7 protein-coding genes, 2 tRNA genes and 1 other RNA gene are annotated in these 13718 nt (G+C 50.8%); 6 read left to right on the top strand and 4 right to left on the bottom strand.

Annotated features, from left to right (window positions below; genetic code table 11):
* Nucleotides 1–48 precede the first annotated feature (48 nt).
* The 4 genes from sucC to M8N44_RS02840 all read left to right on the top strand — a co-directional run bounded on the left by sucC (nucleotide 49) and on the right by M8N44_RS02840 (nucleotide 4332).
* The gene (sucC, locus tag M8N44_RS02855) at nucleotides 49–1230 is read left to right on the top strand and encodes an ADP-forming succinate--CoA ligase subunit beta (RefSeq protein ID WP_102728357.1); all 1182 of its coding nucleotides are present in this window, start codon (nucleotides 49–51) and stop codon (nucleotides 1228–1230) included.
* 21 nt (nucleotides 1231–1251) lie between these two features.
* On the top strand, nucleotides 1252–2139 hold the full coding sequence (gene sucD, locus M8N44_RS02850) for a succinate--CoA ligase subunit alpha (protein WP_022397860.1): 888 nt from the start codon (nucleotides 1252–1254) through the stop codon (nucleotides 2137–2139).
* Nucleotides 2140–2437: 298 nt separating this feature from the next.
* Complete coding sequence (locus tag M8N44_RS02845; protein ID WP_022397859.1) at nucleotides 2438–3430, top strand: hypothetical protein; 993 nt, start codon at nucleotides 2438–2440, stop codon at nucleotides 3428–3430.
* 62 nt (nucleotides 3431–3492) lie between these two features.
* On the top strand, nucleotides 3493–4332 hold the full coding sequence (locus tag M8N44_RS02840) for a hypothetical protein (protein WP_102749497.1): 840 nt from the start codon (nucleotides 3493–3495) through the stop codon (nucleotides 4330–4332).
* A gap of 1454 nt (nucleotides 4333–5786) precedes the next feature.
* On the opposite strand, the gene M8N44_RS02835 is transcribed toward M8N44_RS02840, so the two are convergent.
* Together M8N44_RS02835 and M8N44_RS02830 are read right to left on the bottom strand one after the other, a co-directional pair.
* Nucleotides 5787–5879 (bottom strand) — tRNA-Ser (locus M8N44_RS02835).
* Nucleotides 5880–6206: 327 nt separating this feature from the next.
* Nucleotides 6207–8357, bottom strand: coding sequence for a RecQ family ATP-dependent DNA helicase (locus M8N44_RS02830; protein WP_102728355.1), 2151 nt, complete (start codon nucleotides 8355–8357; stop codon nucleotides 6207–6209).
* Nucleotides 8358–8571: 214 nt separating this feature from the next.
* Between M8N44_RS02830 and M8N44_RS02825 the strand changes: the two genes are divergently transcribed.
* Together M8N44_RS02825 and ssrA are read left to right on the top strand one after the other, a co-directional pair.
* A tRNA-Arg gene (locus M8N44_RS02825) sits at nucleotides 8572–8648 on the top strand.
* Nucleotides 8649–8729: 81 nt separating this feature from the next.
* Nucleotides 8730–9089, top strand: a transfer-messenger RNA (tmRNA) gene (gene ssrA, locus M8N44_RS02820).
* Between the two features lie 312 nt (nucleotides 9090–9401).
* On the opposite strand, the gene M8N44_RS02815 is transcribed toward ssrA, so the two are convergent.
* Both M8N44_RS02815 and M8N44_RS02810 read right to left on the bottom strand, forming a co-directional pair.
* Entirely contained in the window at nucleotides 9402–11024 is a 1623-nt protein-coding gene (locus tag M8N44_RS02815; RefSeq protein ID WP_102728354.1) for a hypothetical protein, read from the bottom strand.
* A gap of 366 nt (nucleotides 11025–11390) precedes the next feature.
* Nucleotides 11391–13355: an alpha-L-fucosidase gene (locus tag M8N44_RS02810; protein WP_102728353.1), complete on the bottom strand. Its 1965-nt coding sequence runs from the start codon at nucleotides 13353–13355 to the stop codon at nucleotides 11391–11393.
* Nucleotides 13356–13718: the final 363 nt, after the last annotated feature.

Here is a 13718-nt window from a genome sequence, read left to right as displayed (position 1 = left end):
CAGGCATAGCTTTTCTTTCGCAAACATTTGGCCGAACGGCCCACTGTCATGAACATTCACGAATATCAAGCAAAACAACTCTTTGAGCGCTTTGGCGTGGCTACCCCCAAGGGCATTGCCGCCGCTACCGCCCAGGAAGCAGCACAAATAGCCCGGAACATGGGCCTCTCCCAATACGTAGTTAAGGCACAGGTACACGCTGGCGGCCGTGGCAAAGGCACCTTCAAAAACGGCTTCAAGGGCGGCGTGCACGTCGTTGACTCCGTGGAGGAAGTGGAAGACGTAGCCGGCAAGATGCTCAACCAGGTTCTGGTCACCAAGCAAACCGGGGAAACCGGCAAGCTGGTCAGCAAGATCATGGTGGCGGAAGCCGTGGACCTGAAGAAGGAATGCTACTTCGCCATTCTCCAGGACCGCGCCCGTGAATGCCCCGTCATCGTAGCCAGCACGGAAGGCGGCATGGACATTGAAGAAGTAGCCGCCACCCGTCCGGAAGCCATCATCCGCGAACACATTGACCCGGCCTTGGGCATCCTGCCCTTCCAGGCCCTCAAGATCGCCGTGGCCCTGGGCCTGACCGGCCCCCTGCTCCGCCAGGCCACCAAGCTCATCACCAACGTTTACAAGCTCTTCACCGCCCTGGACTGCTCCCTGGTGGAAATCAACCCCCTCGTGGTCACCACGGACGACCGCGTGTGCGCCCTGGACGCCAAATTCAACTTTGACGACAACGCCCTGTACCGCCACCCGGAAATCATGGAAATGCGGGATGAAACGGAAGAAGACCCCCGTGAAGTGGAAGCCGGCAAATATGACCTGAACTACATCGGCCTGGACGGCAACATCGGCTGCATGGTAAACGGCGCTGGGCTGGCCATGGCCACGATGGACATCATCAAATACTACGGCGGGGAACCCGCCAACTTCCTGGACGTGGGCGGCTCCGCCACGGAGGAAATGGTAACCAACGCGTTCCGCATCCTCACCAGCGACAAGAATGTGAAGGCACTTCTGGTCAACATCTTCGGCGGCATCATGCGCTGCGACGTCATCGCCCAGGGCATTGTGGCCGCGGCGAAAAACATTGACATGAAAATCCCGCTCGTCGTCCGCCTGGAAGGCACCAACGTGGAAATCGGCAAGAAAATCCTCGCAGACAGCGGCATCGCCATCATCCCTGCCGACAACCTGGACGAAGCTGCCCAGAAAGCGGTCGCAGCAGTCAAATAACCCTCACTATTTATTACGACAATGACATCTCTCATTGACAAGAACACCCGCCTGGTCGTGCAAGGCATCACCGGCAGCGCCGGCGCGTTCCACGCCAAAAACTGCATGGACTTCGGCACCAACGTGGTCGCCGGCGTGACCCCCGGCAAGGGCGGCCAGCTCTTTGAAGGCAAGGTCCCCGTCTTCGACACCGTGGCGGAAGCCAAAAAAGCCACGGACTGCAACGCCTCCATGATCTTTGTGCCGCCGCCCTTCGCCGCGGACGCCATTATGGAAGCCGCTGACGCTGGCGTGAAGCTCATCGTCTGCATCACGGAAGGCATCCCGGTGCAGGACATGCAGAAGGTGAAAGCCTTCCTGAAGGATAAAGACGTGACCCTCATCGGCCCGAACTGCCCCGGCATCGTCAACCCGGCCGCCAACTGCAAGATCGGCATCATGCCGGCCTACATCTTCAAGCCCGGCAGAATCGGCATCGTCTCCCGTTCCGGCACGCTCACCTATGAAGCCGTCTGGCAGGTCACCAACATGGGCCTGGGCCAGAGCATGTGCATCGGCATCGGCGGCGACCCCGTCCACGGCATGACCCAGCAGCAGGCCGTTCAATTCTTCACGGAAGACCCCAACACGGACGCCTTCATCATGATCGGTGAAATCGGCGGTTCCGAAGAGGAAGAAGCCGCTGAATGGATCAAGAACAACTGCAAAAAGCCCGTCGCCGCCTTCATCGCAGGAGCCACGGCTCCCAAGGGCCGCCGCATGGGCCACGCAGGCGCCATCGTGGCCGGAGGCAAAGGCACCGCCGCCGCCAAGCAGGAAGCCCTGAAGGAAGCCGGCATCGTGGTGGCCAAGACGCCCGCCCAGATGGGCGCCGCCCTGGCGGAAGCCATGAAAAACAAGGGAATGTAAGCCCTCATTTACACACTCCCAATCAAATCCTAAAGCGCCTCCTGTTCAGGAGGCGCTTTTTCTTGGAAGGACACGGCATCAATCCCATGATGCTGATTGGACCTGGATATAAGAAGACAGACATCTTTCAGGTATCTAAACAGGAGAAGCTTTCTAGTAATGCACAGAAACATTCCTATTATGTATTTTCCATATTACAAATTCACTTATATAATAATTATAATAAATATCATTATTAAAAATTAAATCATTTTTCTTTACAAAAGATTCAATTTAAAATACGTATTTTAGCATATTTATGAAATATCTCTCTCATCTTGTTTGCTTTTTAGGAATTCTGTACAGTTGCAACAATTTATTAGCAAACGATAATAATGACGATCTTGAAGAAACGGAGCAAGAAGCTTCTGCTTCTCTTAAGATCAAATCTCAAACACAATTATGTTCAGCAGATTATTATATTAAGAAAGGATTAGATAAGGAAGAAGATCGAAAAAGAACAGATATCGGTATCGGAGAAAAAATCACATTTTTACTTGTTGGAAAACCTAAAGGCGACATCAAGGAACTTACTTGGAATATTAAAGGAAACGGCTTCGAAGAAACAAAGGCCGACTTATTAAAAGGATCACAAAAGATTAGTCTAATTGCAAAAAAATCATTAACAAAAGATACGAACGTTCAAATTGTTGCCCAAACCAGTGAAGGGAAGGAAGCAAAGATTTCAATTAATATCAAAGTTCCTACAAAGATAGAGGCAAAGAAATTTAGTGGAGAAATTGAAACAGAAGATGGCAACGATAAAGTTGATACCAAAAAAATTAAATTCCCGAAAGGAAAGTATGGTCTCATAGGATTCATTGAATTAACCTTATTGCCCACTAATGTAAGTTTTAAAAAAATTAACGCTGTTGAGCGAGACGGAGGTCTTGAATGGCCTGAGAGAGACAATAATTCAAAAAAACCGGTACTAGCATCAGCACATACAGGACACGGAGTTAATAAAATTGTTAGAATAAGAGATAAAAATAATCTTTATGACATGGTTGCTGAGACAGGAGATACAGTAGTTAACCTTAACGCAATTCGCAAGTCGGGAGTGAATCCACAAAATTTCTGGTGGATATGTAAAAAATATATTAATTTAAAAGAAGAAAATAAAGATACCATTTCATTAGGGAAAACAAACCAAATATTCAATATAGAAGCAATAAAAATGTCTATAACTATAACTATTGTAAAATTTGGATTAGAATTTAAAAGAAACTCTGATGAAGGTGAAATTTTATGAAAGTACTATCATTTATGTATATATCTATCATTAGTCTACTCATTTCGTTGTGTCCTATTGTTATGGCTGATTCTTCTCTGAAAAGTCCTGCCTGCTTAGATCAATTTAAACAACCATCTGCCACTATCCAGAAACTTTCGGATTTGCTAGAATATCAGCATTTTAAATCCTTTTATAAAAATGCCGAAAAACATACATTTACCTTCGGTTTAACGACGCAAAATAATATTAATACTGAATTGAGCGACAAAATATGGCATTGTTATCTTGTCGCCTCAGCTCCGTTATTTTCCTTTAAAACATATCAGAAAACCGAACCGGAAGTTGAGATTGATGAAATGGCCGATATCAATCAAAAATCCGAGATTTGTCTATTCCTCGATAAATATATAAGACTTATTAAGGATTCGAATGATATGAAAGAATCTTCTAAAAAACAGATTATCCATCATATATTTTTGCCTTATTATGCAAAAATATTAAAACAATTCAAAGAATCAAAAGAACATAATCCCTACAGAATCACGGAATATAAAGAAACAAACGGAGAATCTAAAAACTTAAAAGAAAATAAAACTATTTATATTGAATCTCAAGAACAAATTTCAGAGCTTTGGAATCTTCTCAACGAAGTTGCTGATGGTGAATCATTTATTAACTCTAGAAATCAAGTAATCGAAGACGAAACTAAAGACCTGGAAAAATCTTTTATGGAAATTCTTGTTTCCATCTTTCCTGGTAAATATTCCAAAGTCGAAGAGTTCCTTCTTCAAGCCGGCTATACCAAAGAGGAAATTCCTAATTTGATTGATCGCACCGTCGGCAGGAACAATAAAACTGACTTTCTCTACAAAGGAAAGCATCGCCTTGCACATGACCGGCTTCTTAAGAAAAAGAAATAACTTCTCTCTTTCCGAAACAATGCATTGCCGCAAGCACACAAAGAACATTCACAAACGGACATGAAATATCCGTCATCTTAGGACATTCCTACAAGCACAGTTTTAATGCAGCAATTGCCGCCACGGCAGTACATGTACTCAAGGAACAGGGCCACACCATCCGCTTTCATGACCTCTGCCGGGAGCACTCCAACCCCGTTCGGCCGGACATGGAACTGGTCAGCGACATCCCGGGAAAACGCCTGGACAGCTCTCCATCAGCCGGAAACCAGGGAAGTTGACGGCATTGTCATCATCCATCCTAACTGGTGGGGACAGCCCCGGCTTTTAAAGACTGCATCTTCGCTTTCTGCAGCGTGCATGTTTTTGAAAGAAAAATGTTCTGCATCCTTGTAGCCAGCACTCCGGACATCCGTGCCAAATGACTTGACGAAGTGCGGGAAACGGTATGCACCCTCTTTCCCCCCTGAGAGAGAACCCCGGTAAGAGCCCGCTTCGTGCCAAGATGAGCGAGCATGGGAATTCATGAAAGCCACGGACTACTCCCCTACCGTAAACCCGGCGGGAAGGAAACTGGTTTCCCTTTAAAGCAATTACGGCCAAATTGATTTTCATACTCCCCCGTTAGGAAGGATTTCCCTTAAGGAAGTCCTTCCGGATATCGATCCTTGATAAGCTTTGGCAAAGGGAAAGATACAACGTAAATGCCGCCAAGGAGCAAATCCACATACCTCAGTGGATGGCACAACTCAATCTTGAGACGTGGCATGTAATACAGCACTTTTTCTCCTCGTCATTGCAAATGATCCCTCTCAGAGAAAAAAGCTTTTCTTTCCCTACGTCAAAAAAGTCAAGAAGATAAATAGGAATCTTTCCCTGATTTTTAAACATAAAACTGGCCAAAGCATCCGGAGACAGGGTCCTCCCACCGTTCTCCCTGCATGGAAAGTGCAATGGGGCTATCCGGAACAACCCTGTTTTTTCCGCTTGTCCCATACCACAGGAACGGTGTTCCGCTCCCGTAAGAGAGGACAAGGTAAAATGCCCACAATAAAAAAGAATGGTTTTCATAAAGAGGATACATTATCCATTTTTAATAAAAGCTTCACAGAGAAAATCAATCAATAAAAAACCATATTCGCTGCAGCAAATAATGGAAAGGGACAGCATCGCCATTTTTTAATCCTCCCCCATTAATAATTTCAGAACAATCAGGCTTCTTTCATGCTCACCTCATTCCCCGGCCTTGCCATTCATACGCTGGAAGAACTCCGGCAGAGATAGCTTGCTGAACTGTATCTCCATGCAACTCTCCCTTGCCAGTTTCTAAACCAGTGCAGCCAGGCATTTGACTAAAAGGCAAATGATCCTTTCTCTCTTCTTGCAACACCTGCCAAAAAAGCAAAAAAGAGCCTGTATCGTTAAAATACAGACTCTTAAGAAGAAAAATGTTTTGGCGGAGCGGGAGGGATTCGAACCCTCGGTACCGGTTTTGCCAGTACGTTCCTTTAGCAAAGGAGTGCTTTCAGCCTCTCAGCCACCGCTCCGTCTTGGGTAATGTGTGGAAAAGAAACTACACACTTCCCAAAATGAAGTCAATACATAAATAGTACAGGCAGGAATTACTCCAGGCAGGCATATTGGCAGGTCAGTTCCTTTTCTTCACCGGGTTTCAGCGCCACCTCCCACTGGAATTTCCCGTCCGGATTCAAGAGACGGACAAACGTCCTCCCAACATAAAATCAACCGGAAGCCGTTTTTCACCTGCAAATATAACCCCGCAGGAACATTCAGCGGCCGGACCATGGGAAAACAAGGGCCATCAGTTCCCCCACGGCGGCGCGGACATGGTGCAAGCGGTCCGGAAAACCTTTTTAAACCTCGCAATGCTCTGCGATCACTTCCAGAAAATCATCCAGATACTTCGCGGCCTTCTGCTCCCCGATGCCGTGGACGTTCATGGCTCCCCGGCGGGTGGTGGGTTTCAGCCTGGCCAACCCTTCCAGGGTGGAATTGTGGAATACGGCATAAGCCGGAATTCCGGCTTCACGGGCCAGCTCATTCCTGAGCTCCTTCAATTTCAAAAACAAATCTTCGTCAAACTCGCCCAGGGCGGCCAAATCCCCCGTGGAGCGCACCCTAGTCTGTCCCGAGGGGGCAGAAGCTTTTCCTCTGCGGGCAAGAGGCCAAATCATGGAGGCCTCCTTCCGCCCCATCATCACTTCATTACCTTTCGGGCTCAGGGTAATCAGGGGGCGGTCCGCTTCTCCGCTCATTTTGGTCAGGCCCGCCATCTGCATGGCGCGGAACAGCTGGCGGATGTCGTCCTCGCTCCACCGGGAAAGGATGCCATACGTACTCAGCCGGGCCAGGGAAGTTTTTAAAATTTCCTGATTCTTCGCCCCCTTGAGCATCTGGATGATTTTCGTCCTGCCCCACCTTCCCTGCCAGGAACCGTCCGCCATGCGCACGGACGCGCGCGCAATCCCGCTCAGCGCCTGCCGGACAACCCTGGTTTCCTCCTCGCCCAACGATTGGCCTTCCTCCACCCCCAGCGTCAGGCACTGGTCGCAGCGGCCGCACGGGGCGCCATCCTCCTCCCCGAAGTAATTCAAAATCCACTGCTGGCGGCAGCCGGTGGAATAAGCGAACTCCGTTACCGCCTTCAGTTTTTCCCGGTCCCTTACCTCTTTTTCCCGCAGGGCCTGTTCGTCCAGAGGAATCTTCAAGCCGCTTACGGCGGGGTCCGTCACTCTGGTAAGCTTCACGCGCTGCCCCGGAACGTCATGGCGGCTGATCGCGCCATTGCGCATGAGAACGGACAGGGCGGCCCCCACCTGCATGGCATTCCGGCATTTGAGGCGTTCCCCCATCTCCTCCATGGACCACGCCACATCGTGGGTTTCCGCACTGCAATGCTTCCTTAACAACTCGTACAGTTCCACAATCAGCGGAACGCCCGGATTCACCCCCTCAATAAAAAACTCCTGGGTCCGCAAATCCGCGTGGTTGAACAAAAGCTCGCAATAGGCTTCATCCCCGTCGCGGCCGGCACGGCCAGCTTCCTGGTAATAGGCCTCCACACTGCCGGGAACCTCAAAATGGGCCACAAACCTGACGTCGGCACGGTCAATGCCCATGCCAAACGCATTCGTGGCAATGACGATGTCCGCATGGCGGTTCATGAAGGCGTTCTGAGCCTCTTCCCGCTGCTCATCCGTCATGCCCGCGTGGTAAGCCGTCACGTTCAGGCCAAGTTCGGAAAGAGCCTCATGGACCTGCTCCACCTTTTTGCGGGTGGAGCAATACATAATACCCGTCTTATGGCGCTTCACCAGCTCGTACAGCCTCTTGTACTTGTCCTTGTGCGTATCGCAAGCCGTAATGCGGAAATGCAGGTTTTCCCGCGCAAACCCCCGTACAATCGTCACCGGGTCGTCCAGCCTCAAATGTTCCAGAATATCCTCCCGCACGCGGGGAGTGGCCGTGGCGGTCAGAGCCGCTACCTGCGGGCGCCCCATCGCTTCAATAGCCCTGCCCAGCTTCAAATAATCCGGACGGAAATCATGCCCCCACTGGCTCAGGCAGTGAGCCTCATCCACGGCAACCATATTCACGTCCACCTCCGCCAGAGCACGCATGAACCCCTCATGGCCGAAACGCTCCGGAGCCACATACACCAGCTTGAACGCCCCGTCCTTCATGCCGGCCAGGCGTTCCCTTTGTTCAGGAAAGCTCAGGGAGCTGTTGATCATGGTGGCGGGAATCCCTCTGGCGGCAAGGGCGTCCACCTGGTCTTTCATCAGGGCGATCAACGGGCTGACCACCAGGCAGACCCCGTCCCGGCACAAGGCGGGAAGCTGGTAGCACAGGGATTTCCCTCCCCCGGTGGGCATCACCACCAGCACGTTGCGGCCTTCCATGATGGAAGCCACCACGCGGTCCTGTCCCTCCCTCAAACTGGAAAAGCCGAAGTACTCCTTCAATGCCTCCATCGGCGACCTGATCACCTTGAACTCGCTCATTTTCTCCGTTCAGTGTGCCACAGCCCATTCCGTGACGCAACGCCTTTCCCCTCTTTCTGCGCTCCGGAATCAACGGCCTGTCTTTGAAGGACTCCTCTCCCGGGAAGAGAAAAAATGAGATTTTTTTCTCAAATCATCTTACAAACATCTTGACTTTCCCGAAGAAAAACCTATATTCCTCTCACCGCTTACGCGGTACACGACGCAAGTCAAAGCGCCCGTAGCTCAATTGGATAGAGCGTCTGACTACGGATCAGAAGGTTTGGGGTTCGAATCCCTACGGGCGTGCCACTTGCATCACCACCGGTAAATAAAATAATTCCTGCCTGAACGCCATGGCGGGATTTTTTGTCTCTACCGGTAAATACATATGGGGGCGCCATGGTTTCGACTGGAAGTCTGAGGTGCTGGCTGCATGTGAAGGTTAATCGGCTGGCCTTCTAAAAAGCCGATTAAAAAAATAAATGCAGAGTCTAACGACCTTGCTCTGGCTGCCTAATTAGTTCAGCCGCGTCAGAACCTCAACGCCTGCTAGAGGGGACGACGAACATTCAGCAGGCTGGTGCAATGCGGGGTTGCCGCGCAACGCACGAGACTTCCACAGGCAACTAGCGAGCCTGCCTAGTTGGCGCATGACGAAGCGGCCGCGAAAGCAGCAATATGCGTCTGAACATGGAGATGCCGGCATCAACGGCCTTCAGGACACGGGTTCGACTCCCGTCGCCTCCACCATTTATTTTAATCGCAAGTGCTTGAAATACAGTACTTGCGATTTTTATTTATCCAAAACTTCAGTACAAACAGTAGTACACTGTAAATCATTTTGGAAACAATGTACTGCGGGAAATTGCCGTGCACTGCGGGTATAAAGAAGCCCTCTCCTGCGGTGGGCGGGAGAGGGCTTCGGTGAGAATGTTGTCCTGGGCGTAACGGTTAGTGTGAGTGTAGCCGTCCGCGTCCCGGTACACGGCTGTCATCGTGAACTTGTCCCACTCTCCGAGACATGGAAACTGTAGCTGTAACTATCTATCTGCAATCATGGTATCAGGCTTGATCTTGAGTATCCGGATCAATAAAATCCTCTATCGTCTCGGACTTGATCGCGTTATACTCGATGGCCGAAAATCCATAATACGCAGGGTTATAACCGTCCATGTATCGCTGCATAATGCGCGGAGCGCCTATGTCCACAGTTGTGGCGTTTGTACTGTTGTAGATGTCCAGGTGGCATGCGTTAAATCCTACCGAGTTGTAGGTATGTATGCCCCGCACATTGGCGATGCGTATGCAGCAGCGATTATCGTAGCCGCCTGTCATTAGCCACAACGTCCCATAATTGTCAGTATCCCAGCCACCGTCACGGTACTGGTGATACACCAGCCCGCTGATGGATGCGGGCACGGCTGTGTTGCCGTCAAGGGGTAATAATGCCCTCGTAGTCTTGACAAACTTCCTCCCCGCTGAACGGGAGTAATAAATCTCTCTGACTCTGACCCAGTACCCTCTGGACTCAGAATCTCTTGTGTCAGATATAGTCACATCCAGCACCTCGCCAAAGTGCTCAGCGCTAGTGTGCACCCTAGTGTAATCGTCAACGTCTCTATCCGTCCTCACCGACACCTGTCCGTCACCCATGCCTAGCGTTATCTTGATAGTGGCTTTATAGGCTGACATCCGGACTGGCAGGGTAAATCCGCCAAATTTGCTGTAATTGGCGCGGCCTATAAGAGAGTGATCCAGGCCCATATTGACAGATGACGACTGTCTGGCCGGCACGGTAACCCTCATGAGCTGCCCCGACACCCGCTCCGTCACGGCAGCATTATTGGTGGTGGTAGTAATCGCGGCATCAAGGTAAATCTGCAGGTTGTATGTCTCGGCCACGGCGGCAAGCCCGGCAGCATATATCCGGTTGACGGCCGCAGTATTAGTCACGGCTCCCGCGGCAAGCGGGATGTTGATGCCTCCGTTAGCATTAACCGCATCGGAAAATGTTCCGCCCTGAGCCGTTAGTCCTCCGTCCAGCGTCATATTGCCCGCTTCATCTGTCAGTTTGTCCTGCTTGCCGTTCCACGTTTCACGTTCTTTCGCTGTTATGTGGACTACGGCATCATCCTTGTGCACATTGAAGGAAGACGCGTCGGCTTTTGCAGAAAGAGCGGCAGCATCCGCCTTGGCGTTCCACGCGGCGCGTTCGTCTTCCGTCACATGGATGGCCTTGTTCCCGGTATGCTCGTCAAGGTCTTCCTGGGTGGCAATGAGAATCCCCTTGGCCTTGACCGTGGTTTGATTATTCCATGCAGTACGCTCTTCCTCTGTAACATGGGCAGTTCCATTCTCCACATGTTCATTCAGTTCATTCAGAGAAGCTATGAGGGTTCCGTTGATAGAAGTAATTTTATTCATGATTATTTCTTGTTGTTTGTTGCGAAGTGGCTGAACAACGCCACTGCCATCCCGTCCACCATCGTGAACTCCGAAATTCTGGCTGGTGAAAAACCCGCTCCCTTCCTGGGCGGTGGCTGCTTCCACGGTCAGAGCAACCGCATCCCTGGATTCCAGAGATATTTCCCTTTCCTCCAAAGGCGAGCTGATGATCTGATCCAGCCGCACTCGGACGTGAAGCTCCTTCCATTCATCGGATAAAACGGCAACGTGTGCTACCACTTCGTTGAAAGTTTCTACCTGTTCCTGGAAAATATCATCCTGTGAAAAGCGTCGAGACTGAACGAAGCCGTTCCTGTCCGGGAATACGGCCGTCAGGATAATCTTCCTATAGAAGTTGAAGTGTCCCTGCCCCTACCTCCCACGCGCCACGATTGCAGAGCCGGCGGATATGTTAGCCGTTAATGCAAGCATGGTAAGCGGAAAAACATTTGGGGCGCTTCCTTTTTACATGGGCCGCCTGGTTGCTTCATGGAGAAACCTAGCATCCTTCTTCCTGTTGAAGCACACCGGAGCAAGAACCAAATTTCCATTTGCCTGGTTTCCCTTTCCCTCTTTTTCCTCGTAGAAAGGCCCTTATAGGCCATATTAAAGCAAATCCAACTCGGCAACAGCCGCTTTACGTGCTCCGTCGGCACCCTTTTTAGCGCTGAATTTGACGAATCTAGCTTCAACGGGAACAAAATTGACCTCCTGTTCCACCGGGTTGTTGACGATATTGCCGAAACGGCCGGAAGCCACCGGCTTTCCCCATGTTTTGCCATCCCTGCTGAGGCGGATATCATACATTTCAATATGGCCCGGCCCTCCCTCCATCACAGGCGTATATATCAACCCGGCAATTTTCTGCACTTTTCCCGTATCAATAACAATGTCGCATCCCTGGGGAGGCAGTCCCACTTCCACATAAGTATCCGTTTTCCCGTCTTTCAGCCGCTCCAACTGGGCCGCGGGAAGGTTTTTCCCGGCAACGGTTATTTTCCATTCCTTCCTGTTCAGTTTCCGGACGCCTTCCACGTTGTCCTCCGTTGAGAAAGGAGCCAGGTAATACAACGAGAAATTGCTGAATGAAATGGATTTGCGGGAATCCAGGAAGCGTATCCTCAATTGATCAGCCTTCACCGCCTTCGGCAGCCTGATCATTTTACGGAATCCGATGGTGGTACTTTCAGCCAAGGGTTTCCACTGGCCGTCCAGCCACGCATCCACGGCAAAGCGCTCCACACGCTGGCCGTAATCACGAACATTTTCCTGTAGCTTGATGACGTTGAACTCCTGTTTTCCAGACAATCGGATTTCTACCTCCGCCCGGGTGGTGCCATCAGGAGTGGCCCAGCCTGTAAAGGGGCTGCCGTCAAACAAAAGCCCGGATTCCGGATTTCCGGCCCACCCGGAAAGAGCTTTCGCCCGGGCTCCCCTGGCCAAGTCATTTTTTTTCATCTTTCCAATCACCCTGCCAAATTGGATCATCCTCCTGGCATCCGCCTCCGGAATGATTCCTTCCTTATTGGGAGAGAGGTTGGGAAGAACGTTGGAGTTTTGTCCCACGGTTGAAAAGTAACAGTCCACCAGGTAATCAAGAGATTTGATGGTTTTGTCGTCGCGTTCATGGTAAAACCAGCCTCTCCGTATGGGGAGGCCTGCACGTGAAGGGTACCAGACGAGCCGCTTTTTCCCTGCCAGGCTATCAATGGAGCCCAGATTCCTGTCTTTAGCCCGAATCCCCACATCATTTCCGCCAAACAGGCGCGACGAGGCCGTAACCCCCTGGACGCACCATTCCGTTTCCCGTCCGCGTCCCATCTCGTTTCCTCCCCACCGGACATCTGGAGCCGCCCCGGAAAGCAGAACGTCCGGCTGCAATTCCCTGGCCTTTTTAAAGATCCTCTCCCAGTCGAAGGGAGTCTGTTTCCCATTGACTTTGCTATCCACCCCGGCTCCGTCAAACCATAGAAGATAAACAGGGCCGTAATTGGTCAGCAGCTCTTCCAGTTGTTTGACGTAGAAATCATTGTACTTTTCCGTCCCAAAGCTTTTTTCATGCATGTCCCACGGGGAAAGGTAGATGCAGAATTTCATGTCCAGTTCCCGGCAGGCCGCGGAAACTTCCCGAACCAGGTCTCCTTTTCCTCCCTTGTAGGGAGAACGGGAAATGTTGTGATCCGTCCATTTGGTGGGCCACATGCAGAATCCGTCATGATGCTTCGCTACAAAGATCACTCCCGTTACACCGGCATCCTTGAACGTTTTTACCCAGGAACGGGCGTCCAGCCGGGAAGGATTGAAAATTGCAGGCTCCTCCTTTCCGGTTCCCCATTCCGCTCCGGTAAACGTGTTCATGCCGAAATGGATGAAACCCAGCATTTCCCGCTGCTGGTAATCCAGTTGCCGGCCGGAGGGCCTTACCTTGACCGCCATCTCCACCAGCTCTCCGCGGGAAGCCTGTTCCGGAACCATGACGGACACGCCTTCCTTTCCTTTTCCACACGCGACAGCCGGGTACCCCAGCAAACCACAGAGCAACAGGGCGCGAAGTTGAATAAAGGCAGTCATTTTTTTAAATCAATAAGGGGTATTTTTAGCCGTATATTGATAATACTCTGTTAACAATAATATTCTTTCATCTCCCTCCGGGCCATTCCATCATCCGGGCTGAAATGGGCATGTCTTCTGGCATCCAGACGGCGGCGGTTCCGCACGGGGTTGCCGTCAAAGATTGCCCGGGAACGTGCAGGCATCATTACGCCGTTTGACGAGTGCCGGAGGCCCTTCGGAATTGGAATCTCAAATTGCCGTTCGAATAAAAACTCCACTCTGAATGAAGCCATGAAGCGGGCCGCCAGAAAAGGTTTGTCCATGGAAGAAGGGATATTGAGCGCGGCAAAGGAGAAATGGGAAAAGGGTTGTTAACAGAGG

The sequence above is a fragment of the Akkermansia massiliensis genome, from assembly GCF_023516715.1.
In the GTDB taxonomy this organism is placed as follows: domain Bacteria; phylum Verrucomicrobiota; class Verrucomicrobiia; order Verrucomicrobiales; family Akkermansiaceae; genus Akkermansia; species Akkermansia massiliensis.
The sequence above is the reverse complement of the archived record's forward strand: the minus strand, read 5'-3'. Positions and strand labels throughout refer to the sequence as shown.

Coding starts and splice junctions, on each gene's coding strand:
- sucC (WP_102728357.1), top strand. CDS start 49: ATGAACATTCACGAATATCAAGCAAAACAACTCTTTGAGCGCTTTGGC.
- sucD (WP_022397860.1), top strand. CDS start 1,252: ATGACATCTCTCATTGACAAGAACACCCGCCTGGTCGTGCAAGGCATC.
- M8N44_RS02845 (WP_022397859.1), top strand. CDS start 2,438: ATGAAATATCTCTCTCATCTTGTTTGCTTTTTAGGAATTCTGTACAGT.
- M8N44_RS02840 (WP_102749497.1), top strand. CDS start 3,493: ATGGCTGATTCTTCTCTGAAAAGTCCTGCCTGCTTAGATCAATTTAAA.
- M8N44_RS02830 (WP_102728355.1), bottom strand. CDS start 8,357: ATGAGCGAGTTCAAGGTGATCAGGTCGCCGATGGAGGCATTGAAGGAG.
- M8N44_RS02810 (WP_102728353.1), bottom strand. CDS start 13,355: ATGACTGCCTTTATTCAACTTCGCGCCCTGTTGCTCTGTGGTTTGCTG.